The 26,122-nt window shown below is 70.5% G+C and carries 27 protein-coding genes; 21 read left to right on the top strand and 6 right to left on the bottom strand.

All coding sequences use genetic code 11. The features are described 5' to 3' along the window. Nucleotides 1–3 precede the first annotated feature (3 nt). Entirely contained in the window at nucleotides 4–1,221 is a 1,218-nt protein-coding gene (gene gspF / locus KS03_RS17250; RefSeq protein WP_012734143.1) for a type II secretion system inner membrane protein GspF, read from the top strand. Nucleotides 1,222–1,302: 81 nt separating this feature from the next. On the opposite strand, the gene KS03_RS17245 is transcribed toward gspF, so the two are convergent. Beyond that, entirely contained in the window at nucleotides 1,303–1,713 is a 411-nt protein-coding gene (locus tag KS03_RS17245) for a type II secretion system protein N (protein ID WP_012734142.1), read from the bottom strand. 149 nt (nucleotides 1,714–1,862) lie between these two features. On the opposite strand from KS03_RS17245, the gene gspG reads away from it, so the two are divergent. Genes gspG through KS03_RS17205 form a run of 8 tightly spaced genes read left to right on the top strand, consistent with a single transcriptional unit; the run spans nucleotide 1,863 to nucleotide 7,823 of the window. Then, a complete protein-coding gene (gene gspG / locus KS03_RS17240; RefSeq protein ID WP_012734141.1) occupies nucleotides 1,863–2,315 on the top strand; it encodes a type II secretion system major pseudopilin GspG in 453 nt (150 codons plus the stop codon). A 46-nt stretch (nucleotides 2,316–2,361) separates the two neighbouring features. After that, nucleotides 2,362–2,853, top strand: a complete 492-nt coding sequence (locus KS03_RS17235) for a GspH/FimT family pseudopilin (RefSeq protein WP_012734140.1) — start codon at nucleotides 2,362–2,364, stop codon at nucleotides 2,851–2,853. Continuing rightward, the gene (gspI, locus tag KS03_RS17230; protein ID WP_012734139.1) at nucleotides 2,850–3,269 is read left to right on the top strand and encodes a type II secretion system minor pseudopilin GspI; all 420 of its coding nucleotides are present in this window, start codon (nucleotides 2,850–2,852) and stop codon (nucleotides 3,267–3,269) included. The genes KS03_RS17235 and gspI overlap by 4 nt, the downstream gene beginning before the upstream one ends. Further along, on the top strand, nucleotides 3,247–3,924 hold the full coding sequence (locus KS03_RS17225; protein ID WP_035978575.1) for a PulJ/GspJ family protein: 678 nt from the start codon (nucleotides 3,247–3,249) through the stop codon (nucleotides 3,922–3,924). The genes gspI and KS03_RS17225 overlap by 23 nt, the downstream gene beginning before the upstream one ends. Continuing rightward, nucleotides 3,921–5,057: a type II secretion system minor pseudopilin GspK gene (gene gspK, locus KS03_RS17220; protein WP_012734137.1), complete on the top strand. Its 1,137-nt coding sequence runs from the start codon at nucleotides 3,921–3,923 to the stop codon at nucleotides 5,055–5,057. The genes KS03_RS17225 and gspK overlap by 4 nt, the downstream gene beginning before the upstream one ends. A 24-nt stretch (nucleotides 5,058–5,081) precedes the next feature. Then, nucleotides 5,082–6,494, top strand: coding sequence for a type II secretion system protein GspL (gspL, locus tag KS03_RS17215; RefSeq protein ID WP_012734136.1), 1,413 nt, complete (start codon nucleotides 5,082–5,084; stop codon nucleotides 6,492–6,494). After that, nucleotides 6,491–6,994, top strand: a complete 504-nt coding sequence (gspM, locus tag KS03_RS17210) for a type II secretion system protein GspM (RefSeq protein WP_012734135.1) — start codon at nucleotides 6,491–6,493, stop codon at nucleotides 6,992–6,994. The genes gspL and gspM overlap by 4 nt, the downstream gene beginning before the upstream one ends. A gap of 52 nt (nucleotides 6,995–7,046) precedes the next feature. Next, nucleotides 7,047–7,823 carry a type II secretion system protein N gene (locus KS03_RS17205; RefSeq protein ID WP_012734134.1) on the top strand — a complete coding sequence of 259 codons (777 nt, stop codon included), beginning with the start codon at nucleotides 7,047–7,049 and terminating at the stop codon, nucleotides 7,821–7,823. Nucleotides 7,824–7,936: 113 nt separating this feature from the next. On the opposite strand, the gene KS03_RS17200 is transcribed toward KS03_RS17205, so the two are convergent. Further along, nucleotides 7,937–9,460 (bottom strand): efflux transporter outer membrane subunit, encoded by a 1,524-nt coding sequence (locus KS03_RS17200; protein WP_012734133.1) that lies wholly within the window; start codon nucleotides 9,458–9,460, stop codon nucleotides 7,937–7,939. 314 nt (nucleotides 9,461–9,774) lie between these two features. Here KS03_RS17200 and KS03_RS17195 point away from each other — a divergent pair, with 314 nt between their 5' ends. Then, on the top strand, nucleotides 9,775–10,236 hold the full coding sequence (locus KS03_RS17195; RefSeq protein WP_012734132.1) for a MarR family winged helix-turn-helix transcriptional regulator: 462 nt from the start codon (nucleotides 9,775–9,777) through the stop codon (nucleotides 10,234–10,236). A 112-nt stretch (nucleotides 10,237–10,348) separates the two neighbouring features. On the opposite strand, the gene KS03_RS17190 is transcribed toward KS03_RS17195, so the two are convergent. Further along, nucleotides 10,349–11,293: a LysR family transcriptional regulator gene (locus KS03_RS17190; protein ID WP_012734131.1), complete on the bottom strand. Its 945-nt coding sequence runs from the start codon at nucleotides 11,291–11,293 to the stop codon at nucleotides 10,349–10,351. Nucleotides 11,294–11,744: 451 nt separating this feature from the next. On the opposite strand from KS03_RS17190, the gene fliL reads away from it, so the two are divergent. The 9 genes from fliL to KS03_RS17145 all read left to right on the top strand — a co-directional run bounded on the left by fliL (nucleotide 11,745) and on the right by KS03_RS17145 (nucleotide 21,632). Further along, nucleotides 11,745–12,245: a flagellar basal body-associated protein FliL gene (gene fliL, locus KS03_RS17185; protein WP_012734130.1), complete on the top strand. Its 501-nt coding sequence runs from the start codon at nucleotides 11,745–11,747 to the stop codon at nucleotides 12,243–12,245. A gap of 18 nt (nucleotides 12,246–12,263) precedes the next feature. Further along, the gene (gene fliM, locus KS03_RS17180) at nucleotides 12,264–13,262 is read left to right on the top strand and encodes a flagellar motor switch protein FliM (RefSeq protein ID WP_012734129.1); all 999 of its coding nucleotides are present in this window, start codon (nucleotides 12,264–12,266) and stop codon (nucleotides 13,260–13,262) included. After that, nucleotides 13,255–13,689: a flagellar motor switch protein FliN gene (fliN, locus tag KS03_RS17175; RefSeq protein WP_012734128.1), complete on the top strand. Its 435-nt coding sequence runs from the start codon at nucleotides 13,255–13,257 to the stop codon at nucleotides 13,687–13,689. The genes fliM and fliN overlap by 8 nt, the downstream gene beginning before the upstream one ends. Then, nucleotides 13,686–14,279, top strand: coding sequence for a flagellar biosynthetic protein FliO (fliO, locus tag KS03_RS17170; protein WP_012734127.1), 594 nt, complete (start codon nucleotides 13,686–13,688; stop codon nucleotides 14,277–14,279). Before fliN ends, fliO begins: the two co-directional genes overlap by 4 nt. 2 nt (nucleotides 14,280–14,281) lie before the next feature. Continuing rightward, nucleotides 14,282–15,082, top strand: coding sequence for a flagellar type III secretion system pore protein FliP (gene fliP / locus KS03_RS17165; RefSeq protein ID WP_012734126.1), 801 nt, complete (start codon nucleotides 14,282–14,284; stop codon nucleotides 15,080–15,082). A 13-nt stretch (nucleotides 15,083–15,095) separates the two neighbouring features. Next, nucleotides 15,096–15,368 (top strand): flagellar biosynthesis protein FliQ, encoded by a 273-nt coding sequence (gene fliQ / locus KS03_RS17160; protein ID WP_012734125.1) that lies wholly within the window; start codon nucleotides 15,096–15,098, stop codon nucleotides 15,366–15,368. 34 nt (nucleotides 15,369–15,402) lie between these two features. After that, on the top strand, nucleotides 15,403–16,182 hold the full coding sequence (gene fliR / locus KS03_RS17155; protein ID WP_012734124.1) for a flagellar biosynthetic protein FliR: 780 nt from the start codon (nucleotides 15,403–15,405) through the stop codon (nucleotides 16,180–16,182). 348 nt (nucleotides 16,183–16,530) lie between these two features. Beyond that, nucleotides 16,531–18,543: a site-specific DNA-methyltransferase gene (locus KS03_RS17150; RefSeq protein WP_085962377.1), complete on the top strand. Its 2,013-nt coding sequence runs from the start codon at nucleotides 16,531–16,533 to the stop codon at nucleotides 18,541–18,543. A gap of 44 nt (nucleotides 18,544–18,587) precedes the next feature. Next, nucleotides 18,588–21,632 carry a type III restriction-modification system endonuclease gene (locus tag KS03_RS17145; RefSeq protein ID WP_045678944.1) on the top strand — a complete coding sequence of 1,015 codons (3,045 nt, stop codon included), beginning with the start codon at nucleotides 18,588–18,590 and terminating at the stop codon, nucleotides 21,630–21,632. A 679-nt stretch (nucleotides 21,633–22,311) separates the two neighbouring features. On the opposite strand, the gene KS03_RS17140 is transcribed toward KS03_RS17145, so the two are convergent. Together KS03_RS17140 and KS03_RS17135 are read right to left on the bottom strand one after the other, a co-directional pair. After that, nucleotides 22,312–23,100 carry an anti-sigma factor gene (locus KS03_RS17140; RefSeq protein WP_012734121.1) on the bottom strand — a complete coding sequence of 263 codons (789 nt, stop codon included), beginning with the start codon at nucleotides 23,098–23,100 and terminating at the stop codon, nucleotides 22,312–22,314. Continuing rightward, the gene (locus KS03_RS17135) at nucleotides 23,097–23,612 is read right to left on the bottom strand and encodes an RNA polymerase sigma factor (RefSeq protein ID WP_012734120.1); all 516 of its coding nucleotides are present in this window, start codon (nucleotides 23,610–23,612) and stop codon (nucleotides 23,097–23,099) included. The genes KS03_RS17140 and KS03_RS17135 overlap by 4 nt, the downstream gene beginning before the upstream one ends. Nucleotides 23,613–23,814: 202 nt before the next feature. On the opposite strand from KS03_RS17135, the gene KS03_RS17130 reads away from it, so the two are divergent. Continuing rightward, nucleotides 23,815–24,888 (top strand): catalase family peroxidase, encoded by a 1,074-nt coding sequence (locus KS03_RS17130; protein ID WP_012734119.1) that lies wholly within the window; start codon nucleotides 23,815–23,817, stop codon nucleotides 24,886–24,888. Continuing rightward, nucleotides 24,885–25,430, top strand: a complete 546-nt coding sequence (locus KS03_RS17125) for a cytochrome b (RefSeq protein WP_012734118.1) — start codon at nucleotides 24,885–24,887, stop codon at nucleotides 25,428–25,430. Before KS03_RS17130 ends, KS03_RS17125 begins: the two co-directional genes overlap by 4 nt. 53 nt (nucleotides 25,431–25,483) lie before the next feature. On the opposite strand, the gene KS03_RS17120 is transcribed toward KS03_RS17125, so the two are convergent. After that, nucleotides 25,484–25,840 (bottom strand): lysozyme inhibitor LprI family protein, encoded by a 357-nt coding sequence (locus KS03_RS17120; protein ID WP_012734117.1) that lies wholly within the window; start codon nucleotides 25,838–25,840, stop codon nucleotides 25,484–25,486. Nucleotides 25,841–26,122: the final 282 nt, after the last annotated feature.

Genomic DNA, 26,122 nt, shown 5'->3' with positions numbered 1-26,122 from the left:
GCGATGCCGGCATTCCGTTTCGAAGCGATCGACGCAGGCGGGCGCCCCCAGAAGGGCGTGATCGAGGCAGACAGCGCGCGCGCCGCGCGCGGCCAGCTGCGCGGCCAGGGGCTCACGCCGCTCGTCGTCGAGCCGGCCGCCAACCGTTCGCGCGGCGAGCGCAAGCAGCGCCTGTCGATCGGCCGCAAGCTCTCGCAGCGCGAGCAGGCAATCCTCACGCGCCAGCTCGCGAGCCTGCTGACAGCCGGGCTGCCGCTCGGCGAGGCGCTCGCGGTGCTGACCGAGCAGGCCGAGCGCGACTACATCCGCGAGCTGATGGCGGCGATCCGCGCCGAGGTGCTCGGCGGCCATTCGCTCGCGAGCGCGCTGACCGAGCATCCGCGCGACTTCCCCGAAATCTATCGCGCGCTGGTGGCCGCGGGCGAGCACACCGGCAAGCTCGGCATCGTGCTGTCGCGCCTTGCCGACTACATCGAGCAGCGCAACGCGCTGAAGCAGAAGATCGTGCTGGCGTTCACCTACCCCGGCATCGTCACGCTGATCGCGCTCGGCATCGTCACCTTCCTGCTCAGCTACGTGGTGCCGCAGGTCGTCAACGTGTTCGCCAGCACCAAGCAACAGCTGCCGTTCCTGACCATCGTGATGATGGCGCTGTCGGCGTTCGTGCGGCACTGGTGGTGGGCGATCCTGCTGGGCGTGGGGCTCGTCGCCTGGCTCGTGAAGGCCACGCTCTCGCGCCCCGGCCCGCGGCTCGCGTTCGACCGCTGGCTGCTCGGCGCGCCGCTCGCCGGCAAGCTGGTGCGCGGCTACAACACGGTGCGCTTCGCCAGCACGCTCGCGATCCTGACCGCGGCCGGCGTGCCGATCCTGCGCGCGCTGCAGGCGGCGGGCGAGACGCTGTCGAACCGCGCCATGAGCGGCAACATCGACGACGCGATCGTGCGCGTGCGCGAGGGCACCTCGCTGTCGCGCGCGCTCAATCACGTCAAGTCGTTCCCGCCCGTGCTGGTCCACCTGATCCGCTCCGGCGAGGCCACGGGCGACGTGACCACCATGCTCGACCGCGCCGCCGAGGGCGAGGCGCGCGAGCTGGAGCGGCGCACCATGTTCATGACGAGCCTGCTCGAACCGCTCCTGATCCTCGCGATGGGCGGCATCGTGCTGGTGATCGTGCTGGCGGTGATGCTGCCGATCATCGAGCTGAACAACATGGTGCAGTGAGGCGCGGCCCGATGCGAATGGGTCGCCGGCAGGCGACCCGTGGCAGGGGCGGCGGCAATGCGTGGCGAGCCGCGGCTCAGCTCAGCGGACGTAGATCGCGGGGCCGGGCGTGTTGGCGGGCAGGAAGATTTCGGTGCGCGCGCCCTTGCGGTCGATGATGATCGAGCGGGCGCGGACCTCGGCGAGCTTGGTGCCCTGCGCGATCTGGTCGCCGATCGTGATGGTGCGGGTGGGATTGTCGCCGATGCCGACGATCGCGGCGGCGCCCTGGCGCAGCGCGAGGATGCCGAACAGGTGGACGTCCTCCACCGGGTTGTGCGTGAGCTGCCCGCCGAACAGCACGGCGGCGTCCTCCGTGCGCAGCGGTGCGCGCACGGCGGCGGCCGGCAGCGGGGCCTGATGCGCGGACAGCGTGATGGCCCAGTAGGTGGCCGTCGCGCACAAGGCCGCGAAGAGGGCGAGGGAGAGGATCCGGATCGAGAGCGCGTTCATGCGGGCTATTGTACGGATGATTATGAATTTTGCGTTGAGTGAATGCCCTCGGCGGGGCCCGTCTTACAATGCGGCTTCGCCGGGCGGGCCAGGGTGTCCGCCGGGCCTCGTCAACGTTATCGATGGTTTTTGAAAGAGAGGTTTCACTCATGCAAACGTGGATCAATCGACGCACGCCGGTCGCACGCCGCCAACGCGGTTTCACGCTGATCGAAATCATGGTCGTGATCGCGATTCTCGGCATTCTCGCGGCGCTGATCGTGCCGAAGATCATGAGCCGCCCCGACGAAGCGCGCCGTGTCGCGGCCAAGCAGGACATCGGCACCATCATGCAGGCGCTGAAGCTCTACCGCCTCGACAACGGCCGCTATCCGACCCAGGAGCAGGGCCTGCAGGCGCTGATCGCGAAGCCCACGGTGGACCCGGTGCCGAACAACTGGAAGGACGGCGGCTATCTCGAGCGCCTGCCGAACGATCCGTGGGGCAACCCGTACAAGTACCTGAACCCCGGCGTGCACGGCGAGATCGACGTGTTCAGCTACGGCGCCGACGCCAAGGAAGGCGGCGAGAACAACGACGCCGACATCGGCTCCTGGCAGTAGCCGTTCGCCCCGTCGCCTGCGATCCTCCGCGCGCCTCACGCCCGACATGCGAGCCCCCGGCACCACCGCGCTGCGTCATCCGCCCTCGCGGATGCGCGGCTTCACGCTGCTCGAGATGCTGGTGGTGCTCGTGATCGCGGGAATCCTGGTCTCGGCGGCGACCCTGACGATGCACCGCAATCCGCGCACCGACCTGCGTGAAGAGGCGCAGCGCGTGGCGCTGCTGCTCGAGAGCGCCGGCGACGAGGCGCAGGTGCGCGCGCGGCCGATCGCCTGGCAGCCGACCGACCACGGCTTCCGTTTCGACATCCGCGGCGAGGACGGCTGGCACACGCTGCGCGACGACCTCTATCGCCCGCGTGACTGGGACGGCGGCGTGACGGGCGCGTCGATCGACTATCCCGGCTCCGACACGCCGGCGACGCGGATCGTGTTCGGCACCGAACCGGTCGACGTGCCGGTGCGCATCACGCTCTATTCCGGGATCGGCAGCGTGACCATCGTCGGCACCGGCAACGGCCGCTACGAGGTGCGCTGACGATGGCCGCGCCGCTCCCCCTCGCACGCCGCGCGCCCCGGGCCGCCGCGCATGGCTTCACGATGATCGAGGTGCTGATCGCGCTGGCGATCATCGCGGTCGCGCTGGCCGCCTCGATCCGCGCGGTCGGCACGCTCGCCAGCAACGCCGGCGCGCTGAACGACCGCCTGCTCGCGAGCTGGAGCGCCGACAACGCGCTCGGCCAGCTGCGGCTCGCGCACGCGTGGCCCGACATCGGCGAGCAGCAGTTCGACTGTTCGCAGGGCAACGTCGCGCTGACCTGCACCGAGCGCGTCAGCAGCACGCCGAATCCGACATTCCGCCGCGTCGAGGTGGCGGTACGCAAGACGGGCGAAGCCAGCGTGCTCGCCCAGATGGTCACGGTGGTCGCGAATGAAACCAACCGCTCGCTTTAAGCGCCGCGGCGCGCGCGCCGATCGCGGCTTCACGCTGATCGAGATGCTGATCGCGATCACGATCCTCGCCGTGCTCGCGCTGCTGTCGTGGCGCGGGCTCGACCAGGTGATCCGCGGCCGCGACCGGATAGCGGCCGTGATGGAGGACGAGCGCACCTTCGCGCAGATGTTCGACCAGATGCGCATCGACGCGCGCCGCGCCGTGACCGACGACGAAGCCGGCCAGCCGCCGGTGCGGGTGGTCGGCAACACGTTGCAGATCGTGCGCGGCTTCGATATGCCGGGCAGCCCGCCGCGCATCCAGGTGGTGCGCTACGTGATTTCCGGCGGCCGCGTGGTGCGCTACGTCTCGCCGCTGATCTCCGACGAGCGCGTGCTGCGCAGCACGCTCGGCGACCCCAGCGTCGACGGCTGGAGCGCCGTGCCGCTGATGCGCGGAGTGGGCGTGATCACCGCGCGCGTCTACGTGCCGAAGATCGGCTGGACCACCAACATGCCCGTCGCCGACGACGCGCTCGGCAAGCAAAACCAGGCGCTCAGGCAGCCGGTGGTGGGCAACGCGCCGCCCGAGCGCTCGGTGACGGGCCTCGAGGTCGGCATCGGCGCGACCTCGCTGCGCGTGCCGGTCAAGCGCGTGTTCATGGTTGGGGAATGACGATGCGCGCATCCGCCTTGCTTCATGATTCGCGCCGCTGCGGCCGCCGGGCTCGCCCGTCGCCGGCCCGCCAGCGCGGCGTGGCGATCATCAGCGCGCTGCTGGTGGTGGCGCTGACGGCGATCCTCGTGTCGGGCATGCTCTGGCGCCAGCAGATCCAGATCCGCCGCATCGAGAACCAGCGGCTGCTGATGCAGGCGCAGTGGATCGCGCGCGGCGCGCTCGACTGGACCCGCATGATCCTGCGCTCCGAGGGCGACACGGCGCCCGGCGTTACCTATCTCGGCGGCATCTGGACGGTGCCGATCGCGAAGACGAAGCTGTCCGACTTCCTCGGCCGGATCGGCGTGACCGACACCTCCGGCGGCGACGATACTTACCTGTCGGGCGAGATCGAGGACGCACAGGCCAAGTACAACCTGCGCAACCTGGTGTCGACGCCGGCGCCGGGCGTGCTGCAGATCAGCGCCAGCCAGGTCGCCACCTTCAAGCGGCTGCTGATGTCGCTCGGCATCGACTCGCAGCTCGCGCTGCGCATCGCGCGGCAGATCCGCGCCGGCCTGCGCTACTCGGCCACCCGCTTTCAGACCGCCAGCGTGCCCGGCTCCGGCAACGTGCCGATTCCGCAGGGCGACAGCGGCAGCAATACCGGCCGTGGCGACCCCGGCTTCGACGACGGCAACGACACCGACGCTAGTTCGGGCGCCGCGCCGCTGGTGCCGACCAGCCTCGATTCGCTGCTCGACGTGAACGGCGTGACGCCCGAGATCATCGAGACGCTGCGCCCGTTCGTGACGGTGCTGCCCACCGTCACGCCGGTCAATCTCAACACCGCGCGCGCCGAGGTGATCGCCGCGCTGATGCCGGGCCTGTCGGTGTCGTCGGCGCAGACCATCGTCGCGCACCGCGACACGGCGTTCTTCCGCAACGTCGGCGACGCACAGCTGGCGATGCAGTCCACCGGCGCGCCGAACGTGATGCTCGATCCGACCCAGATCGACGTGACGACCAGCTATTTCATCGTCCACGGCCGTATCCAGCACGGGCGTGCGGAAATCGACCGCACCTCGCTCGTGTATCGTGATCCGACGACGCACACCACGCGCATCGTCCGGGTTGTCGATCAGCTATAACAACGCCATTCGGGAGAGGAGCTCTTGAGCACGTTGATCGTTGTACTGCCGCCGCGCGAACCCGCCGTGCCGCTGCCGGAATGGCAGTGGCCCGAGCTGTCGTTCGCGCTGCTCGACAAGAGCGGCCATGCGCAGCGCGCCGGCCGCAGTTCGCTCGCGACGCTGCCGCATGCGGCCTCGACGGTGCTCGTCGTGGCCGCCCGCGACCTGCTGCTGCTGGCCGCCGCGGTGCCCGCCGTGAAGGGGCCCAAGCTGCGCCAGGCGCTGCCGAACATCGTCGAGGACTACCTGATCCAGGACCCGCAGAGCTGCCACATCGCCGTCGATCCGGTCGCGCTGCCGGACGGCCGGCGCGTGCTGGCGGTGATCGACCGCGAGTGGTTCCGCTTCGTGGTGGAGGCGTTCAAGGCGGCCGGCCATCGCGCGATCCGCGCCGTGCCGGCCACCCGCTGCCTGCCGGTGCCGGCCGAGATCGCGCTGGCGGCCGACACGGCCGAGCCGGCGCCGCTGCCCGACGGCGAGGCGGGCGAGCCCGGCGCCGCCGGCTCCGTCACCGAAGCCGCGGTGATCTCGCCGGCCGAGCCGCCCGCGCACGGCCTGCAGCCGGCACGCACGCCGATCATCGCCGCGGTCATGGCGCGCATCGAATCGGTGCCGATCGACGGCGAGATCGCGCTCGCCGCCGCGCCGCGCGTCGAACTCGCGATCGCGCGCGGCGCGCTCGGCGAAGGGCTGACCGCGCCGGCCGCCTCGGCCGGCTCGACGCTGGCGGCGCTGACCGCGGACGCGCCGTTCGAGCTCTACACGCTCGGCGCGCCCGGTGCGGAGCCGCAGCTCGCCTCCGTCACCACGCAGGCCGATCCCGACGCGATCCCCGGCACCACGCCGCTGCCGTTCGACGCGTTCGCGCGGCGCGCGCTCGAGACGCGCTTCAATCTCTGCCAGTTCGATTTCGAAGTGGTGCCGTGGCGCTTCGACCGCGCCACGCTCACGCGCCTGAAGCTGCCGGCCGCGCTGGCGGTGGCCACGCTGGTGGTGGCGGTGATCGGCGTGAACCTGCACTGGTGGCGGCTCGCGCGCGAGCGCGACGCGATTTCCGCGCAGATCACCGAAACGCTGCTGACGGCGTTCCCGAAGACCACCACGGTGCTCGATCCACCCGAGCAGATGACGCGTCAGATCGACCAGCTGCGAATCGCGGCGGGCGAGCTATCGCCGAACGATTTCCTCGCGCTGGCGAGCGGCGTGGCGCGCTCGCTCGGGCCGCTGCCCGCCAACGGCATCGCCTCGCTCGACTACCACGACCGCCGGCTCGACGTCGGCTTCAAGCCGCAGGTCAAGGTCGACCCCGATTTCGGCACGCGCCTCGCGCGCAACGGCCTGACCGGCACGATCGACAGCAGCACGGGCAAATGGACCATCCGGAGCGGATCATGAAGTCGGAGTTGAACGAAACGCTGGCGCAGTTCTGGGACGAGCGCAACCCGCGCGAGAAGCTGCTGCTCGGCTGGGGTGGCGCGCTGCTGGTGGTGGTGGTGCTCTATTCGGTGCTGTGGTCGCCCGCGCAGGTGAACAGCGAGAAGATCGCCACCGCGCTGCCGGGCATGCGGCAGCAGCTCGCGCAGATGACCGAGCAGGCCAACGAGGCGCGCTCGCTGGCGGCCGCCGCGCAGGGCGTGGCGCCGACCGGCCTGGCGCTGCGCGACGCGCTGGCCGGCTCGCTGTCCGACCACGGGCTGCAGGGCGCGCAGCTGCAGGTGGTGGGCAGCGGCGTGCAGGTCCAGCTGAAGAACGCGTCGTTCCCGGTCTGGACGCAGTGGCTCGACGATGTGCGCAAGCAGTTCAAGGTACAGGTGGGCGAGCTGCACGCGAGCGCGTTGAAGGAGGACGGCCAGGTGGACCTGAGCGCCGTGATGCAGCCGGCGGGCGCCAAGTGAGCGGCGCCGCGCGAAACACCGACGTGGCCGCCGTCGCGCGGCCCGGGGCGGGGTGCCGATGAGGTTCTGGATGCGATTGCGCGCGAGCCTGCCGTGGGTCGTGACGGGGGCGCTCGCGGTGGCCGTGGTGGTGGTCGCGCTGCTGCCGGCGGCCTGGGTGACGCCGCAGTTCGCGCGCGCGAGCGGCGGCCACCTCAACCTGGTCGACCCCGACGGCTCGCTCTGGCACGGCTCGGCCACCCTGCTGCTGGCGCCGGGGCACGACCTCAGCGCCTCCACGCTGCTGCCGGGCCGGATCGAATGGCAGACTTCGTTCTGGTCCCTGTTCACGGGCCACCTGCGCATGAAGATGCGCCAGACCGAAGCCATGCCCGACCCGATCACCGTCGATGCGACGCTGCGCGGCGCGCTGGTGTCGTCCGGCGCGATGGCGGTGCCGGCCTCGCTGCTGGCCGGGCTCGGCACGCCGTTCAACACGCTCGACCTGCATGGCGACGTGCGGATCGGCTGGAGCGACTGGCGCCTGTTCGGCCAGCAGGTGTTCGGGCAGGTCACGCTGACCATCACCGACATGAGCTCGCGGCTCTCGATCGTCAAGCCGCTCGGATCCTATCGCGCGGTCTGGCAGGCCCAGGGCACGAACTCGACACTCGATCTGTCGACGCTGAAGGGGCCGCTGTTCCTGCAGGGGCACGGCAGCTTCGGGAGCGGCGCTTCGTCGTTCAACGGCACCGCGCGCGCCGACGACGCGCAGCGCGAGAACCTGCTCGGCCTGTTGAACCTGCTCGGCCGCCCGATCGGGCCGGGCCTCGTGTCGTTGACGTTCTGAGGCTTCGCGAGGCGCCGGCGCCCCGCTCGGGCGCCGCGCCGAGGTGACCGGACGAATGCCGGCGCGGGCCCGGCAAGCGCGCACCAGACCGGCGGCCGGCCGGTGCGCCGGGATCAGCGCTGCGCGAGCGGGGCGGCCGCCGCAGCCGGTGCCGAGGCCGGCGCCGGCGCCTCGACACCGCCCGTCTCGCGCGCCATTTGCGAGGCATCCCAGCCGCCGCCGAGCGCCTTCACGAGCCCGACCGAGGACACCATGCGCTGCCCGTCGATCTGCACCAGCTTCTGCTCGGCCGTGAAGGCCGTGGTCTGGGCGGTCAGCACGCTCAGGTAGGCGACCGTGCCGGACTTGTACTGGTTCGTCACGATATCGAGCGCGCGCTGGGCCGAATCGACGGCCTGCCGCTGCACCACCACCTCCTGGTCGAGGATGCGCAGCGAGGCGAGATTGTCCTCCACGTCCTGGAACGCGCTCAGCACCGTGCCGCGATACGCGGCGACGTTCTGGTCGTAGCTCGCGCGCGCGGCGTCGGTCTGCGCGGCGCGCAGGCCGGCGTCGAACAGCGTGGCGGCCAGCTGCGGGCCGACCGTCCAGACCCGCGACGGCAGCGAGAACAGCTGTGACCATGCCGAACTCTGCACGCCGCCCGTGGCGGACAGCGTCAGGGTCGGAAAGAACGCCGCGATCGCCACGCCGATCTGCTCGTTGGCCGCGGCCGCGCGCCGTTCGGCGGCCGCCACGTCGGGGCGCCGCTCGAGCAGCGCCGACGGCACCGCGGCCGGCGTCGCCGGCGGCTCGGCCGCGAGCGGCATCGGCGGCAGCGAGAAGCTCGAGGCCGGCACGCCGATCAGCGTCGCGATCGCGTGCTCGTACTGCGCGCGCGCGATGCCGTTGTCGATCGCCGAGGCCTGCGCCGACTGCAGCTGGGTCTGCGCCTGGATCACGTCCGAGCGCGCGGCCACGCCCTGCGCGTACTGGTTCTGGGTCAGCTGCAGTGCGCGCCGGAACGAGGCCACCGTGTCGTCGAGCAGTTGCTGTGCCGAATCGGCCGCGCGCAGCTGGAAGTAGGTCTGCGCGAGCGTCGATTGCGCAGACAGCCGCGCGTTGGCCAGATCGGCCGCGGCGGCCTGCTCGCTCGCGCGCTGCGAACTGACGTTGCGGCTCACCTTGCCCCACAGGTCGGGCTCCCACGACGCGTCGAGCCCGGCACTGTAGGAGGTGGTGCTCGAGCGGCCGGTCGAGAACCGCGAATTGGCGACGCCCGGGCTCGACGAGCGCGTGTCGCTGGCGGTCGCGCCGAGCGTCGGGAAATACGCGGCGCGCGCCTGCGCGACGAGCGCCCGGGCCTGCCGGTAGGCCGCCGCCGATTGCGCGACGGTCTGGTTCGAGGCGTTGAGCTTCGCGATCAGCTCGTCGAGCTGCGCGTCATGATAGATCTTCCACCACTGGCCGCGGTCGGCGTGGTCGTCGGGCTGCGCCACCTTCCAGCCCGGCGGGGCTTCCTTGTAGGCCGCCGGCACCGCCACGTCGGGCCGGTGGTAGTCGGGGCCGACCGCGCAGCCGGCGACGAGCATCGCCACGGCGGCGGACACGGCGATGCGCAGCGCTTGCGGTGCGCGCAACGGAACAACTGGCTGCATGGCTGGATTCCTGTCTGGGCGCCGCCCGCGCGCGGGCCGACGAACGGTGCGGCCGTCGGCGCGAGTGCGCGCGGCCCGGCCGAAATGGTAACCGACGAACGCGGGAAAAACGAACCGGACAGCCGTAAGGGTAAGGCGCGCCGGCGACCCGATGTGTTACCGGCGCCGGGCGGCCGGTTACCGGCGGTTACGGCGCCGAAAGCCGCCGCGCCGCGCCGGCCGGCGAAATGCCCGTCGCCATGAACATTGACCAAGCAAGCAATTTTCAAGATACTGGCGCGGTTTTTCCCCTGCACACGACGGATCGTCCGCGCATGAACGGCTCCTACGACATCGGCAGCAGCGACCTCGAAACGAGCGTCGGTTATTACCTGACGCGCGCGCGGCAGGCCTTCGTCGAGCGTATGGACCAGGCGCTCGCGCCGCTCGGGCTGACCGCGCAGCAGATCGGCGTGATGCTGCTGCTGGCGCGCGGCGAGGCGCGCACGCCGCTCGAACTGTCGCGGCGGCTCGCCTACGACAGCGGCTCGATGACCCGCATGCTCGACCGGCTCGAACGCAAGGGGCTGCTCGAACGCAGCCGCAGCGCGGCGGACCGGCGCGTGATCGAGATCGGGCTGACGGGGCGCGGGCGCGATGCGGCCGAGGCCCTGCCGGGGCTCGTCGCCGGCGAGATGAACGCGCAGCTGGCCGGCTTCTCGGCCGACGAGGTGCGCACCATGACGGCGCTGCTGCAGCGCTTCATCGCCAACGCCCCGCTGAACGCCGGCGCGTGAGCGGCGCTGAACTGCGCCGTTCCGGGCGCGTCCGGCCTCGCGCTGCCCTGGGCCGCGCCGGTGCCCAAGCCCGGCCCCGCCCGCGGCCGCCGCGCCGGGCGCCCCGGCGCATTCAGCGGCGCGAGGTGTTGGCGCCCCAGGCGCGCAGGTTGTCGAACGCGAGATCGTCGTCGGGATCGACCGGCCCCACTTCGCGCACCACCTCGATCCAGGCGCGCGCCGCGTGCGAGAGATACCCGCGCCGCAGCCAGCCGAGCGCGATCGACCACTCGATCTCGGGCTCGACGATCGGCCGGCAGCTGAACTGCGCGGGATCGAGCCGGCGGCAGTACGGCGCCGGCAGCAGCGCGATGCCAACCCCCGCGTGGACCAGCGCGGCCATGAAGTCCCAGTGGCCGCTGCGGCTGACGATCGACGGCGTGAAGCCGGCTTTCGCGCAGGCGTCGCGGACCGCCTGATGCAGCGCCAGCGATTCGGCATAAAACACGAACGGCTCCTCGGCGAGATCGGCGAGCGGCACGCTGCCCTCGCCGTCCCAGCGCGCGCCGCGCCGCGACACGAGCCACAGCGGCGCATGCACCATCCGCAGCACCTCGAACACGGCCGGATCGACCGGCTCGAGCACCCCGCCCAGCTCGAGTTCGCCGCGCGCGAGCGCGGCCTCGATGGTGCGCGCGCCTTCCTCGAACAGCTTCAGCTCGATGTTCGGATAACGGTGCCGGAACATGGCGATGGCAGGCGTGAACGCGGCGCCGCCGAGCGGCGGGATGCCGATCGTCAGCTCGCCGCGGCCGAGCTCGGCCAGGTCGTCGAGCTCGGCCTGCAGCTGCGCCTGCGCGGCGAGCACGTCCTGGCCGCGCTGAAACACGATCCGGCCGGCGTCGGTCAGCACCATCTGGCGGCTGTCGCGCAACAGCAGCGGCGAGCCGATCTCGTCCTCGAGCGCCTTCACCATCTTGCTGATGGTCGGCTGGGTCACGAACATCTGCTCGGCGGCGGCCGTGAAGCTCTGCTGACGCACCACCTCGATGAAATAGCGCAGCGCGCGCAGCTCCATGACGCCTCCGGAATCGGCAGAAAAGTCCCGCCGCCGGATGCCGGGCGGGAACGGGTTCGACCCAGGCGAGTCGTCTTAATTATGAGACAGCGGCCATCCTATCTCCGCGGCGAGCTCGCGATCAAGCGCCGCGCCGGGTGCCGGCCGGGGCGCGGCGCCCCGCCGGCCGGGCGCCCCGCGGCGATCGCGGCGGCCGCGGGCGTGCCGCGTGCGGCCCGGGTTGGCGCGTGCCACGGCGCCGTGCCTGGCCCCGCCGAGGGCCGGCCGCGCCGCTCCCGGCGGCGCTCGCGCCGTGCCCGCAGCCCGCCGCGCGGCCCGTTTGCCGCGTCCCGCGCGCCGGCCTGGCCGCGACAAACCGGCGAGATGGATGCAAATCCCCCCTCTGTTCTCCCCATCGCAACCGGCTCCGCCCCCCGACAATCAGGCTACAAGTCATCACGTAAGCAAGCATATGGCCACCACGACCGCCTCCGCTTCACCCGAACGCCCGCCGACCGGCAAATTCAAGCGCATCTTCCTGTTCGCGCTGATCGGCCTGCTGATCGCCGCCGCCGGCGGCGCCGCCGCCTGGTTCTTCCTGCTGCACCGCGAAGCGCCGGCCAGTGCCGCGCATGCCGCCCCGCCGCAGTTGGCGACGCCGGTGTTCTTCCCGCTGGAATCGATGACAGTGAACCTGCAGTCCGACGACGACGGCCTGCACTACCTGCGCATCGGCCTGACGCTGAAGCTGACCGATCCGACCGCGCAGGATTACCTGACGCAGCACATGCCGGAGATCCGCAGCCGGATCCTGCTCGCGCTGTCGAACAAGCGCCCCTCGGACCTGGCGACGCTCGACGGCAAGCGCGCGCTGGCCGACGAACTGCGCGCGCTGATCGAGAAACCGACGCAGCCTGGCAATCGCAGCGCACGCGTCGACGCGGTGCTGTTTACCGATTTCGTCGTCCAGTAACGCCGCCAAGGGAGCGCCATGGGCCACGAAGAATTCATGTCGCAGGAGGAGGTCGATGCCCTCCTCAAAGGTGTCACGGGAGAGGTTGACGCCAGCGACGAACCGGTCGAGCAGAAAGGCGTCCGCCCGTACAACCTCGCGACGCAGGAGCGGATCGTCCGCGGCCGGATGCCCGGCCTCGAGATCATCAACGACCGTTTCGCGCGGCTGCTGCGCGTCGGCATCTTCAACTTCATGCGCCGCACGGCCGAAATCTCGGTCAGCCAGGTGAAGGTGCAGAAGTACAGCGAGTTCACGCGCAATCTGCCGATCCCGACCAACCTGAACCTGGTCCACATCAAGCCGCTGCGCGGCACCTCGCTGTTCGTGTTCGATCCGAACCTGGTGTTCTTCGTGGTGGACAACCTGTTCGGCGGTGACGGGCGCTTCCACACGCGCGTGGAAGGCCGCGACTTCACGCAGACGGAGATGCGCATCATCAGCCGGCTGCTGCACCTGGTGTTCGAGCACTACTCGGTGGCCTGGAAGAGCGTGCGGCCGCTGCAGTTCGAGCACGTGCGCTCGGAGATGCATACGCAGTTCGCCAACGTCGCCACGCCCAACGAGATCGTGATCGTCACGCAGTTCTCGATCGAGTTCGGGCCGACCGGCGGCACGCTGCACATCTGCATGCCGTACTCGATGATCGAGCCGATCCGCGACGTGCTGAGCTCGCCGATCCAGGGCGAGGCGCTCGAGGTGGACCGCCGCTGGGTGCGGGTGCTCTCGCAGCAGGTGCAGTCCGCCGAGGTCGAACTCACGGCCAACCTCACCGAGATGCCGAGCACCTTCGAGAAGATCCTCAACCTGCGGGTCGGCGACGTGCTGCCGATCGACGTCGAGGAATCGATCATCGCGAAGGTCGACGGCGTGCCGGTGATGGAATGCGGCTACGGGATTTTCAATGGGCAATATGCGCTGCGGGTGAACCGGATGATCAGCGCGAGCGATACGATGAAGGAAGGTGGATATGACTGAGCTGAACCCGACGCCCGAAGGCAAGCAAGCCGGCCCCGGTGAGGAGTCGTCGCTGGACGATTGGGCCGCCGCGCTCGCCGAGCAGAACGACCAGCCGATCGCCTCCGGCGCGGGTGGCGCGGGCGTGTTCCAGCCGCTGTCGAAGGCGGCCTCGAACGCGACCCACAACGACATCGACATGATTCTCGACATTCCCGTCAAGATGACCGTCGAACTGGGCCGCACCAAGATCGCGATCCGCAACCTGCTGCAGCTCGCGCAGGGCTCGGTGGTGGAGCTCGACGGCCTGGCCGGCGAGCCGATGGACGTGCTCGTGAACGGCTGCCTGATCGCGCAGGGCGAAGTGGTGGTGGTGAACGACAAGTTCGGCATCCGCCTGACCGACATCATCACGCCGTCCGAGCGGATCCGGAAGCTGAACCGATGAGCGACGCCGTGCGTCGCGCCGCATCGGCGCGCGTGTCACGCCCGTCGGGCAGATCGCGCCCGGCCGCCGCGACGACCGCGCTCGCCGCGGCGGGCCTCGTGCTCGCTCCCGCGCTGGCGCGCGCGGCCGACATGAACGCGGTCAACCACGCCTCGAACTACGCCTCGGGCGTGGTGGTCGGCTCCGCCGTGCCCTCGCTCGGCGTCGGCGCGGTGCTGCAGACGCTGGTCGGCCTCGCGATGGTGATCGGCCTGGTGTTCGGCTGCGCCTGGCTCGCGCGCCGCTTCGGGTTCCAGACCGCCAGGCGCGGCGGCGCGCTGAAGGTGGTGGCCAGCGTCGCCGTGGGCGGCAAGGAGAGCGCGACGGTGGTGGAGATCGGCGACACCTGGCTCGTGCTCGGCGTGGCGCCGGGCAACGTGCGGCTGCTGCATACGCTGCCCGCCGGCAGCCCCGGCGTGACGTCCGCCGCGTCCGGCACGCCGGCGCCCGGCGACGACGCGCTGCCCGGCAGTTTCGGCGAGCGCTTTCGCAGCGCCCTGTCCGGCGAGATCGCGAAGCGGCTCGGCGGCCGCCACCGCAAGGATTCCTGACGATGATGCCGTCCCGATCGGGCGCGCGCGAGGCGCGCCGTCCCCGCGTGGCCGCGCTGCTGGCCGTGCTCGCGCCGCTGGCGCTGCTCGCCGCGCTCGCACTGCCCTCGCTCGCGCATGCGCAGGCCGCCGGCCTGCCCGCCTTCAATTCGAGCCCCGGCCCGAACGGCGGCACGACCTATTCGCTGAGCGTGCAGACCATGCTGCTGCTCACGATGCTGTCGTTCCTGCCGGCCATCGTGCTGATGATGACGAGCTTCACGCGCATCATCATCGTGCTGTCGCTGATGCGCCAGGCGCTGGGCACCGCCACCACGCCGCCGAACCAGGTGCTGGTCGGGCTCGCGCTGTTCCTCACGCTGTTCGTGATGTCGCCCGTCATCGACCGTGCCTACAACGACGGCTACAAGCCGTTCTCGGCCGGCACCCTGCCGATGGACCAGGCGGTGCAGCGCGGCCTCGCGCCGTTCAAGACCTTCATGCTCAAGCAGACCCGCGAGGGCGACCTGGCGCTGTTCGCGAAGATCGCCAAGGCGCCGGCGATGCAGGGCCCGGAGGACGTGCCCCTGCCGCTGCTGGTGCCGGCCTTCGTCACCAGCGAGCTGAAGACCGGCTTCCAGATCGGCTTCACGATCTTCATCCCGTTCCTGATCATCGACCTGGTGGTGGCGAGCGTGCTGATGTCGATGGGGATGATGATGGTCTCGCCCACCACCATCTCGCTGCCGTTCAAGCTGATGCTGTTCGTGCTGGTGGACGGCTGGCAGCTGCTGATCGGCTCGCTTGCGCAGAGCTTCACCTAGGAGGGCACGCAAGATGACACCCGAAGCCGTCATGACCCTGGCGCACGGCGCGATGATGATCGGCCTGATGCTGGCCGCGCCGCTGTTGCTGGTCGCGCTGGTGGTGGGCCTCGTCGTCAGCCTGTTCCAGGCCGCCACGCAGATCAACGAATCGACGCTGTCGTTCATCCCGAAGCTGCTCGCGATCGTGGTGACGATGGTGATCGCCGGGCCGTGGATGCTGACCTCGATGCTCGACTACACGCGCACCATCCTGATGCACGTCGCCACGCTCGGCACCAGCTGAGCGGCGCGCACCGGCCCGCCCTTCCCGCTTCCCGATGGTCTCCGTCACCTACGCGCAACTGAACGTCTGGCTGACCGCGTTCCTCTGGCCGTTCGTGCGGATTCTCGCGCTGGTGGCCGCCGCGCCCTTGATCGGCAACGCGGCGGTGCCCGTGCGCGTCAAGATCGGCCTGTCGGCGCTCACCGCGATCGCCGTGGCGCCGGCGCTCGGGCCGCTGCCGCAGGCCACCGTGTTCTCGGCCGAGGGCATCTGGATCCTCGTCAACCAGTTCCTGATCGGCGTGTCGATGGGCTTCGTGATGCAAATCGTGTTCGCCGTGGTGGAAGCCGCGGGCGACTACATCGGCCTGCAGATGGGGCTCGGCTTTGCCACCTTCTTCGATCCGCACGCCGGCACCACGCCGATGATGGGCCGCATCCTGAACGCCTTCGCGATGCTCGCGTTCGTCGCGTTCGACGGCCACCTGCAGCTGATCGCGGCGCTGGTCGAGTCGTTCGCGAGCGTGCCGATCTCGGCCGACCTGCTGCATCCGGCCGGCTGGCAGACGCTGGCCGGCGCCGGCATCAACGTGTTCGCGATGGGGCTGCTGCTGGCGCTGCCGGTGGTGGCGGCGCTCCTGATCGCCAACCTCGCGCTCGGCATCCTGAACCGCGCCGCGCCGCAGATCGGCATCTTCCAGATCGGCTTCCCGGTGCTGATGCTGGTGGGGCTGCTGCTCGTGCAGCTGATGGTGCCCAACATGATGCCGTTCTTCTCGCGCCTGTTCGACAACGGTTACGAGATGATGGGCCGCGTGGCGGCGGGCTTCCGTTAAAATCCGCATCGCGTTGCGCGAACCGGCCCCGGTGCCGGCCGCGCCGTCGCCGCCGCGCGCGCTGCTCGCCTTGCGGCCCCTGCGGGCCGTATCCGGCGCGTCGAAGCCTGGCCGACGGCCATCCCGCCGCCGCCGCGCCTCGGGCCCCGCCCAAGGCCGCGCCGGCAACCGGTTCCGCGCCCCTGAAGGTGTCGTCCGGCTCCCCGTCACGCCCGGGGTCCCCCGTTCTCCTCGCGATCCGCCCTGCCCGTGCGGCCCGCGCCCGTGCCGTGCGGCATGGCGCGGGCCGCGCGGGCGGCGGCGTCGCCCCGGGGCGGCGCACCGATCATGCTTTACATGGAAGACACGATGCGAAAGATCGAATCCGCCAGTCCCGAGGCCCGCTCCGCGGATCTCGCGGCGGACAACCTCGAACGGCTCAAGGCGCTGTTCCCCGAAGCCGTGACCGAAGGCCCCGACGGCGCCGCGCTCGACCTCGACGTGCTCAAGGCACTGGTCGGCGATCGCACGCTCGGCGAGGCCGACGAGAAGTACGGCCTGGCCTGGCACGGCAAGCGCCGCGCGCGCCAGCTCGCGCTCACGCCCTCCACCGGCACGCTGCGGCCCTGCCGCGACGAGAGCCTGGACTGGGACGGCACCCGCAACCTGATGATCGAGGGCGACAACCTCGAGGTGCTCAAGCTGCTGCACAAGAGCTACGCGGGCTCGGTGAAGCTCGTCTACATCGATCCGCCGTACAACACCGGCAGGGAATTCGTCTATCCCGACAACTTCGCCGACAGCCTGCGCCACTACCTCGCGCTGACGGGCCAGGCCGCGGGCGGCGTGAAGCTCAGCAGCCACACCGAGGCGAGCGGCCGGTTCCACACCGACTGGCTCAACATGATGTATCCGCGCCTGAAGCTGGCGTTCGACCTGCTCGCGCGCGACGGCCTGATTGCGATCCACATCGACGAGCACGAACTGCCGGCCCTGGTGCTGGTGATGCGCGAGATCTTCGGCGAGGAGAACGAGCTCGGCGTGGCGGTCTGGGACAAGCGCAACCCGAAGGGCGACGCGCGCGGCCTGGCCTACCAGCACGAGTCGATCGTGCTGTTCGCGCGCGACGCCGAGTGGCTGTACCAGCACGCGCCGTTGAAGCGCCCGAAGCGCAACGCGCAGCGCATGCTCGACGCCGCGCGCGAGGCGATCGCCACCACCGGCGGCATCGCCGAGGCCACCCAGGCCTACCGCGCCTGGCTGCGCGCGCAGACCACGCTGTCGGGCGGCGAGGCGATGTACGACCGGCTCTCGCCCGACGGCCGCGTCTACCGGCTCGTCTCGATGGCCTGGCCGAACAAGAAGCGCGCGCCCGACGACTACTTCATCCCGCTCGTCCATCCCGTCACGGGCAAGCCCTGCCCGGTGCCCGAGCGCGGCTGGCGCAATCCGCCCGCGACCATGCGCGAGCTGCTCGAGCGCGGCCTGATCGAGTTCGGCGCCGACGAGACCACCCAGCCGCAGCGCATCTATTTCCTCGACGAGAACCGCTACGAGAACGTGCCGTCGATCCTGCCGTTCGGCGGCTCCGACGACGCGCGCCTGAAGTCGCTGGCGATCCCGTTCGACCTGCCCAAGCCCACCGACTTCGCGGCCGCGCTGATCGGCTGGCTGACGGGCGGCGAGGACCTGATCGTCGACTGTTTCGCCGGCTCCGGCACCACCGCCCACGCCACGCTGGCGGCCAACGCGGCCGACGGCGCGCGGCGCCGCTACGCGCTGGTGCAGCTGCCCGAGCCGCTCGATGCGTCGAACAAGGACCAGAAGGCCGCCGCCGAGTTCTGCGCGAAGCTCAAGCGCCCCGCCAACCTCGCCGAGATCACCAAGGAACGGCTGCGGCGCGCGGCCGAGCGGATCGCCGCCGAGCATCCCGAGGCCGCGCTCGACGTCGGCTTCCGCGTGTTCCGGCTCGATTCGACCAACGTGGTCGAATGGGACCCGCGCGGCGCGAACGTGCAACAGTCGCTGCTCGACGCGGTCGAGCACGTCAAGTCCGGCCGCACCGACGCCGACCTGCTCGCCGAACTCGCCATCAAGCTCGGCCTCGACCTCTGCGCGCCGATCGACACGCTGCCGATCGCCGGCAAGGCGGTGCACGTGATCGACGGCGCGATCGTGGCCTGCTTCGCCGCGCGCCTCGACCGCGCCGAGGCCGAGGCGCTCGCGCTCGGCATCGTCGGGGTGCTCGACGCGGTCGAGGCGCCGCCCGCGCACGACGTGACCTGCGTGTTCCGCGACGCCGCGTTCGTCGACGACGTCGCGCGCGTGAACCTGTCCGCGATCCTCGAACAGCACGGCATCCGGTCGGTGCGGAGCCTCTGATGACGCGCCAGACCTTCGACGCGAACCTGGCCGGCGCGCCGCTCATGGAGCTGCATTTCGAGGCCGATCTCGACTACCAGCGCGAGGCCGTGGACGCCGTCTGCGACCTGTTCCGCGGCCAGGACGCGCCGCGCGCCGCGTTCAGCGTGACCGCGGCCGGCGGCGGCCATGACGACGGCGAGGGCACCGCCAGCGCCGCGCGCCAGATGCCGCTCGGCGTGGCCGAGACGGCGCTCGCGGTCGGCAACCGGCTCGCGCTCGAGCCCGCCGCGCTCGCGCGCAACCTCGCCGAGGTGCAGGCACGCGGCGGCCTGCCGCCGTCGGGTGCGCTCGTCTCCACCGATTTCACGGTCGAGATGGAGACCGGCACCGGCAAGACCTACGTCTACCTGCGCACCCTCTTCGAGCTGCACCGCCGCTACGGCTTCACGAAGTTCGTGATCGTGGTGCCCTCGGTGGCCATCAAGGAGGGCGTCCACAAGACGCTCGACGTCACGCGCTCGCACTTTCGCCGGCTCTACGACGGCGTGCCGTTCGACTACTTCCTGTACGACTCGACGCGGCTCGGCCAGGTGCGCCGCTTCGCGACCAGCGCCACCGTGCAGATCATGGTGGCCACGGTGGCCGCGATCAACCGCAAGGACGTCAACAACCTCTACAAGCCGAGCGAGAAGACCGGCGGCGAGAAGCCGATCGATCTGATCCGCGCCACCCGTCCGATCCTGATCGTCGACGAGCCGCAGAGCGTGGACGGCGGGCTCGACGGGCGCGGCAAGGAAGCGCTCGAGGCGATGGCGCCGCTCTGCACGCTGCGCTATTCGGCGACTCACGCGGACCCGCACCAGATGGTGTACCGGCTCGACGCCGTGGACGCCTACGAGCGGCGCCTCGTCAAGCAGATCGAGGTGGCCTCGGCCACCGTCGAGGATGCGCACAACAAGCCCTACGTGCGGCTCGTGTCGGTCAGCAACCGGCGCGGCAGCATCGCCGCGCGCGTGGAGCTGGACGTGGCCACCCCGGGCGGCGTCGAGCGCCAGATCGTCAGCGTCGGCGACGGCGACCTGCTCGAACGCGTGACGCGCCGCGCCGTGTACGGCGACTACCGGATCGGCGAGATCGACACCACGCGCGGCGCCGAATTCGTCGAGCTGCGCTATCCCGGCGGCGAGACCTTCCTCGCCGTGGGCGACGCGCACGGCGACGTCGATCCGCTCGCCATCCAGCGCGAGATGATCCGCCGCACGATTCGCGAGCACCTGGACAAGGAGCTGCGGCTGACACCGCTCGGCGTCAAGGTGCTGTCGCTGTTCTTCGTCGACAGCGTCGAGCGCTACCGGCGCTACGATCGCGGCGGCCACGCCGTGAAGGGCCCCTATGCCGCGATCTTCGAGGACGAGTACCGACGCGCCGCGAAGCTGCCCGCCTATCGCGCGCTGTTCGCCGGCTTCGACGCCGAGCGCGACGTGGCGGCCGTCCACGACGGCTATTTCTCGATCGACCGCAAGGGCGGCTGGACCGAGACCAGCGACAGCAACGCCAGCGGCCGCGAGAACGCCGAGCGGGCCTACGGCCTCATCATGCGCGAGAAGGAGCGGCTGCTGTCGTTCGCCACGCCGCTGCGCTGCATCTTCTCGCACTCGGCGCTGAAGGAGGGCTGGGACAATCCGAACGTGTTCCAGATCTGCACGCTGCGCGACATCCGCACCGAGCGCGAGCGCCGCCAGACCATCGGGCGCGGGCTGCGGCTCGCCGTCGACCAGCGCGGCGAACGGGTGCGGGGCTTCGACGTCAACACGCTCACCGTGATCGCGACCGAGAGCTACGAGCAGTTCGCCGCCCATCTGCAGAAGGAGATCGAGGCCGACACCGGGATTCGTTTCGGGGTGGTCGGCACGCACCAGTTCGCGGCCCTGCCGGTGACGCGCGAGGACGGCACGCCCGCACCGCTCGGCGCCGAGCGCTCGGCCGCGTTGTGGACGCATCTGCACGAGGCCGGCTTCCTCGACGCCCAGGGCAAGGTGCTCGACGCGCTGAAGATCGTGCTGAAGGGCGGCGTGCTGCCCCTGCCGGCGGCCTTCGAGCCGCTGCGCCCGCGCATCGTCGAACTGCTGCGCAAGCTGTCGGGCCGGCTCGACGTGCGCAACGCCGACGACCGCCGGCAGCTCGAGCCGCGCCGCGGCGCCGACGGCGAGCCGGTGGTGTTCGGCGAGGCGTTCCGCGCGCTGTGGGCGCGCGTGCAGGCGCGCACCACCTATCGCGTGAGCTTCGACGACGCCGCGCTCGTCGCGGCCAGCGTCGAGGCGCTGCGCGCCGCGCCCGAGGTGCCGCGCGCACGGCTGCAATGGCGCAAGGCCGACATCTCGATCGGCAAGGCCGGCGTGGAGGCCACCGAGACCGCCTCGGCCGGCACCGTGGTGCTCGACGAGGGCGACCTCGCGCTGCCCGACCTGCTCACCGAGCTGCAGGACCGCACGCAGCTCACGCGCCGCACGCTTGCGGCCGTGCTTGCCGACAGCGGCCGGCTCGACGATTTCCGCGTGAATCCGCAGGCGTTCATCGCGCTGGCGGCCGACGCGGTCAACCGCTGCAAGCGGCAGGCGCTGATCGACGGGATCACCTACCAGCGGATCGGCGACGGCGTGGTGTGGCCGCTCGCGCGCTTCGTGGAGGAGCCGGTGATTGCCTACCGCAAGGATTTGCGCGAGGGTCTGCGCAAGTCCGTGTACACCGCGGTGGAGGTGCGCACGGCGGCCGAGCGCGCGTTCGTCGACGCGCTGGAGGCGACCGACGCGGTCAGGCTCTACGCCAGGCTGCCGGCGTGGTTCCGGATTCCGACGCCGCTCGGCGACTACCGGCCCGACTGGCTGGTGCTGGTGGAGACGCCGGGTGCGCCGGGCCAGTGCTACGTCGTCGAGATGGACAACCGCACCGACGATGCCGAGCTGCGCGGCCGCGAGCGCCGCAAGGTGCAGTGCGGCGAGGCGCACTTCCGCGCGATCGCGGGGGCCGATGCGCCGGTGCATTTCGTGCGCGCGCGCACGGTGGATGCACTGCTCGGCTCGACGGGGCAGACCTCGTTCGCGTTCTAGCAGGCAAGCGGCGCGGCACCGGCCCGCGCCGCTTGCCTCACAGCGGGCGACACCCATTTTCGAGGCAGTTGTCCACAGCCGCCCCCGGCGGCCACAAGCACGCCGCGCGTCCGACACGGCCGACCTCCACCGCGCCAGCCGCAAGGCCGCATGCTCGGGGCTTCGCCGCCAGGGCGCGCCGGCAAAGCCCCGGCGCCGATCCCGCCGGCCTTGGCTCACGCACGCCGCACCCGCCCATCCGTGCGCGCACGACAGAGCACCCGACCCCTGCCGGGTATGCGGGCCTGCGTCGCCCACTTCAAGCCGGATCGACATGCGGTGCCGCCCATGGCGCCGGCCCGAAACGAGCGCGCGCCGTTTCGATCACGGCACGCCGGCCTCACAGCGTTCGAAACCGGTTGTGCACGCAGTTATCCACGCGCGGCGCTATCCCCACAGCTTTTGGCCAGCGCGTATACGCAAGTAGTAGTAGTTAACAAAAGGCCGCTGCCGCTGTGGATAAGCCCGATTCCGCCTTTCCGATCAGTGCTGTGCGATCCGCATAACCGGGTGGGAACGGTGCGAACAAGCGCGGCGGGCACAGAACAACTTTCCGCACAGCCGGTGGATAGCCGTGTTTTGCCCAAATTGTCCACAGCGAATCCTCTGTGTTGCGCTGTGCGGCGCGCGGGATGGATGCCTAGCCGCGCGTGACGGCCAGCGCGTTCGCGAGCGCGGCGTCGTCGACGCCGTCGGTGGGCGCGACGAGCGCGTAGTTGTAGCCGCGCTGCGAACCGTATTGGGCCACGAGCGCGCCGTCGCGACGCGAGCCGTCCTTCAGCAGCAGGCGCCGGCCGCCCGGCGGGCGGACGTAGAAGCTGACCGCGCGGCCCGCGCCGTCCTCGTAGAGCACCATCGCCGACGGACCGTCCTCGGTCGCGAACAGGCGCCCGCCCACCGGCGTGAAGCCGGCCCGGCTCAGGTCGGGCAGCCGCACCGTCTTGCCGACCGCGCGGTCGAGCCAGGCCTGCAGATCGGCCGTCCGGTGCGTGGCCAGATCCACGCGCGCGCTGCGCTCCACCACCATCCGGTAGGCGGTCAGCGCGTCGCCCATCGGGGCCGCCGGCATCGCGAGCGAGGCGAGCGGCTGGGAGCCGGCGCCCTGCATCTGCCAGCCGCGCATTTGCCAGCCTGCGCCGCCGCCGAGCCCGACGCTCAACACCAGCGCGGCCGCGATCGCCAGCCGCGTGCGCCGCCGCGCGCCGCGCCGCTCGCGCAGCGCGGCCGGATCGAGCTCGCGCGTGGCCGGCGGCAGCGCGAGGCCGTCGAGCGCCGCGCGCAGCTGCTGCGTATCGCGGCGCCACTGGCGCACCTGCCCGGCGCGCTCGGGATGGTGGTCGAGCCAGCGCTCGAGCGCGGCGCGCTCGTTCGCGTCGAGGCGGCCGTCGACATAGGCATGGAGATCGTGGTCGTCGGGCGGAATGTTCATTTCATCAATCGCAGCGAGGGAGCGGGAGATTGGCCGTCGCCGAGCGCGCGCAACGCGGCGCGCGCGCGCGACAGGCGCGACATCACGGTGCCGATCGGCACCTCGAGCAGTTCGGCCACCTCGCGGTAGCTGAAGCCTTCCACCGCCACCAGCAGCAGCAGGCTGCGCTGCTCGGCCGTCAGCTTGCCGAACGCGCCGAGCATCGAGCGCGCCACCGCCTGATCCTCGGCCGACGGCCATTGCGGCTCGTCGTCCTCGCGGATCCGGCCGAGCAGCCCGGCATAGCGTTTCGCGCTGCGCCGCGAATCGAGGAACTGGCGGTACAGGATCGTGAACAGCCAGCTGCGCAGCGCGTCGTCGTCGCGGCGGTCCGCCCAGTGCGTCAGCGCGCGTTCGAGCGAGGCCTGGACCAGATCGTCGGCCGTGTGCGCATCGCGGGTCAGCCACAGCGCGAAGCGCCGCAGCCGCGGCAGCAGCTCGCGCAGGCAATCGTCTAGGTCGGCTGAGGGCATGGTGGGCCGCCGGGCGGCACGGGTGGATGTCGAGGTGAGACGCCGGTCAGCGCAGTTTATTCCCGAAGTGCCGGCGCGGCCGGCGCTATCTCGGGCCATCCGTCTGCCGGGGCCGCGGAATGCGTGGCGGCCGTGGAATAAACCGCCGGGCCGGTCGTCTCATCCGAGTCCCCTCAACGACCGAAGGTCAGGAGCGAATTCCATGACGCATCCTCCCCCATCGAGCCCGCGCGGCGGCCAGGTCTGGCGCTGGGCCGTGATCGGCGGCACCGTCGCGGCCGCCGCCGCCGCGTTCGGCTACACCGCCGGCTGGCTCGCGCCGCACCGGCTCACGCCGCAGCGCATCGTCGCCGCGCTGCAGGCCAACGGCGGCTTGCATCCCGGCTTCCGCCGCAACCACGCCAAGGGCATCTGCGTGACCGGCTACTTCGAGAGCAACGGCGACGGCGCCGCATGGTCCAGCGCGCCGTTCTTCGGCGCCGGCGTGCGCACGCCCGTGGTCGGGCGCTTCGCGCTGCCCGGCGGCAACCCTTATGCGCCCGACACCAGCGTGCCGATCCGCAGCCTCGCGCTGCGGTTGACCGCGCCCGACGGCGAGCAATGGCGCACCGGCATGAACGCGATGCCGGTGTTCCCGGTCGCGACGCCGCGCGCGTTCTACGAGCAGACCGTCGCGACGCGGCCCGATCCCGCCACCGGCAAGCCCGATCCGAAGAAGGTCGGGGCGTTCTTCGCCGCGCATCCGGAGACCGCCGCGTTCCGCGCCTGGGTGAAGACCGCCAAGCCGAGCGCGAGCTTTGCCACCGAGACCTATTACGGCATCAACGCGTTTTATTTCGTGGACGCGCAGGGCATGAAGCACGCGGTGCGCTGGCGCGTGGTGCCCGAGCAGACCGACGGCGCCGGCGTGGCGAGCGGCGCGAACGTGCTGCAAGCGGATCTGGCCGAGCGGCTCGGCAGCGGGCCGCAGCGCTGGCACTGGCTCGTGACGTTCGCGAACCCAGGCGACCCCGTGAACGACGCGACGCGCAACTGGCCCGCCGATCGCAAGACCCTCGACATCGGCACGCTGGTGCTCGACCGCGCCGAGGCGCAGGACAGCGGGCCGTGCCGCGACATCAACTACGACCCGACGGTACTGCCGACGGGCATCGAGCCGTCCGGCGACCCGCTGCTGGCGGCGCGCTCGGCGGCCTATGCCGATTCGTACAAGCTGCGCACCAGCGAGGAAGCCGGCGTGCCCGGTTATGCCCGCGCCGCGCCGGAGGCACGATGATGAACCCCACTTCCTCTCCTTCGGGATTCAGCCCGCTCGCGCGGGCGCTGCACTGGCTGATGGCCATGCTGATCATCGCGATGCTGTTCATCGGGGTGGGCATGGTGGGCTCGGTGTCGGCCCGGCACACGGTGCTGGTGGCGATTCACAAGCCGCTCGGAATCGCGATCCTGGTGCTGGTGATCGTGCGGCTGGTGGTGCGGCTCAGGCGCGGGGCGCCGCCGCTGCCGGACGATCTGCCTTGGTGGCAGAAGGCGGCCGCGCACCTGTCGCATTGGGTGCTGTATGCGCTGATGGTGGCGATGCCGCTGATCGGCTGGGCCATGCTGTCGGCCGGCGGGTATCCGGTGGTGCTGGGCGGCGGGGTGCGGCTGCCGGCGCTGGTGGCGGCGGACCCGGTGGCGTTTGCGTGGCTGCGCAACGCGCATGAGGTGCTGGCGTTCGTGCTGTTCGCCACGGTACTGCTGCATCTGGCGGCCGCGCTGTTTCATGGGCTGATCCGGCGCGACGGGGTGCTGCGGAGCATGGTGCGGGGGCGGTGATTTTTTCCGGGGCTTGGCCTTTTGCATTGAAAAGGCTCCTTCGGGAGCCTTTCCTACCTCTCGAGAAAACGCTTCAGATAATCAACTCGTTGTCTGGTGATCGTGACGAGGCAGTCCTTGACGATTAAGCCCGGCCCGGCTCCCTGAGATTGCGAAGCCTCGGCCGCAACATAGCCGTTGCATTCTTTTTCCCTGTAGTTGAGCCAAGCTTTCTGGGAACGATCGAGCTCGTCTTTGTACTGCGTCGATGCGTATATTTTCCGGTAGATTTCGTTGAGTTCTTTTTTCGAGGCAACCAAATCCCGGCTGGTGCAGGCTAAGTCATTGTAAACATTTCCGCCGCCAATGAATTCACCAGCAAATGAAATGATGGGGGTTAGCAAGGGGATCAGGAGAATTAATTTCTTCATGATGATTTCGAGAGGTTATTAATTTTATGCTTCCTGAAGCTGTATCATACATTTTCCCGGCATGGGAGGCACCAATCATCGCGTCGTTTCGTGTATGCGAACGGCACGTGCCTTTCGCGCATCTGTAGCCAGTAATGCTGGCTTTTTGAATGACGTCTGCGCGCGGTTGCCGTTGACTCAATCAGGGTACTGGGCCAAGCTCGACAAAGAGGTGGCCGCGCGAATTCGGACAGTCGGGTAAGTGGAATGCCCGGGGCCTGAGCCAGCGATAATGCAGGCAAA

This window comes from Burkholderia glumae LMG 2196 = ATCC 33617, from assembly GCF_000960995.1.
GTDB lineage: Bacteria > Pseudomonadota > Gammaproteobacteria > Burkholderiales > Burkholderiaceae > Burkholderia > Burkholderia glumae.
The sequence above is the reverse complement of the archived record's forward strand: the minus strand, read 5'-3'. Positions and strand labels throughout refer to the sequence as shown.

Bases quoted from the DNA above. Each gene is read 5' to 3' on its own strand.
- KS03_RS17145 (WP_045678944.1), top strand. From the start codon at position 18,588: ATGGAGCTGCATTTCGAGGCCGATCTCGACTACCAGCGCGAGGCCGTG.
- gspG (WP_012734141.1), top strand. From the start codon at position 1,863: ATGCAAACGTGGATCAATCGACGCACGCCGGTCGCACGCCGCCAACGC.
- fliQ (WP_012734125.1), top strand. From the start codon at position 15,096: ATGACACCCGAAGCCGTCATGACCCTGGCGCACGGCGCGATGATGATC.
- gspF (WP_012734143.1), top strand. From the start codon at position 4: ATGCCGGCATTCCGTTTCGAAGCGATCGACGCAGGCGGGCGCCCCCAG.
- fliN (WP_012734128.1), top strand. From the start codon at position 13,255: ATGACTGAGCTGAACCCGACGCCCGAAGGCAAGCAAGCCGGCCCCGGT.
- KS03_RS17130 (WP_012734119.1), top strand. From the start codon at position 23,815: ATGACGCATCCTCCCCCATCGAGCCCGCGCGGCGGCCAGGTCTGGCGC.
- KS03_RS17245 (WP_012734142.1), bottom strand. From the start codon at position 1,713: ATGAACGCGCTCTCGATCCGGATCCTCTCCCTCGCCCTCTTCGCGGCC.
- KS03_RS17140 (WP_012734121.1), bottom strand. From the start codon at position 23,100: ATGAACATTCCGCCCGACGACCACGATCTCCATGCCTATGTCGACGGC.
- KS03_RS17135 (WP_012734120.1), bottom strand. From the start codon at position 23,612: ATGCCCTCAGCCGACCTAGACGATTGCCTGCGCGAGCTGCTGCCGCGG.
- KS03_RS17190 (WP_012734131.1), bottom strand. From the start codon at position 11,293: ATGGAGCTGCGCGCGCTGCGCTATTTCATCGAGGTGGTGCGTCAGCAG.
- KS03_RS17200 (WP_012734133.1), bottom strand. From the start codon at position 9,460: ATGCAGCCAGTTGTTCCGTTGCGCGCACCGCAAGCGCTGCGCATCGCC.
- gspK (WP_012734137.1), top strand. From the start codon at position 3,921: ATGACGATGCGCGCATCCGCCTTGCTTCATGATTCGCGCCGCTGCGGC.
- KS03_RS17150 (WP_085962377.1), top strand. From the start codon at position 16,531: ATGCGAAAGATCGAATCCGCCAGTCCCGAGGCCCGCTCCGCGGATCTC.
- fliR (WP_012734124.1), top strand. From the start codon at position 15,403: ATGGTCTCCGTCACCTACGCGCAACTGAACGTCTGGCTGACCGCGTTC.
- fliP (WP_012734126.1), top strand. From the start codon at position 14,282: ATGATGCCGTCCCGATCGGGCGCGCGCGAGGCGCGCCGTCCCCGCGTG.
- KS03_RS17120 (WP_012734117.1), bottom strand. From the start codon at position 25,840: ATGAAGAAATTAATTCTCCTGATCCCCTTGCTAACCCCCATCATTTCA.
- fliL (WP_012734130.1), top strand. From the start codon at position 11,745: ATGGCCACCACGACCGCCTCCGCTTCACCCGAACGCCCGCCGACCGGC.
- fliM (WP_012734129.1), top strand. From the start codon at position 12,264: ATGGGCCACGAAGAATTCATGTCGCAGGAGGAGGTCGATGCCCTCCTC.
- fliO (WP_012734127.1), top strand. From the start codon at position 13,686: ATGAGCGACGCCGTGCGTCGCGCCGCATCGGCGCGCGTGTCACGCCCG.
- KS03_RS17195 (WP_012734132.1), top strand. From the start codon at position 9,775: ATGAACGGCTCCTACGACATCGGCAGCAGCGACCTCGAAACGAGCGTC.
- KS03_RS17125 (WP_012734118.1), top strand. From the start codon at position 24,885: ATGATGAACCCCACTTCCTCTCCTTCGGGATTCAGCCCGCTCGCGCGG.
- KS03_RS17225 (WP_035978575.1), top strand. From the start codon at position 3,247: ATGAAACCAACCGCTCGCTTTAAGCGCCGCGGCGCGCGCGCCGATCGC.
- KS03_RS17235 (WP_012734140.1), top strand. From the start codon at position 2,362: ATGCGAGCCCCCGGCACCACCGCGCTGCGTCATCCGCCCTCGCGGATG.
- gspM (WP_012734135.1), top strand. From the start codon at position 6,491: ATGAAGTCGGAGTTGAACGAAACGCTGGCGCAGTTCTGGGACGAGCGC.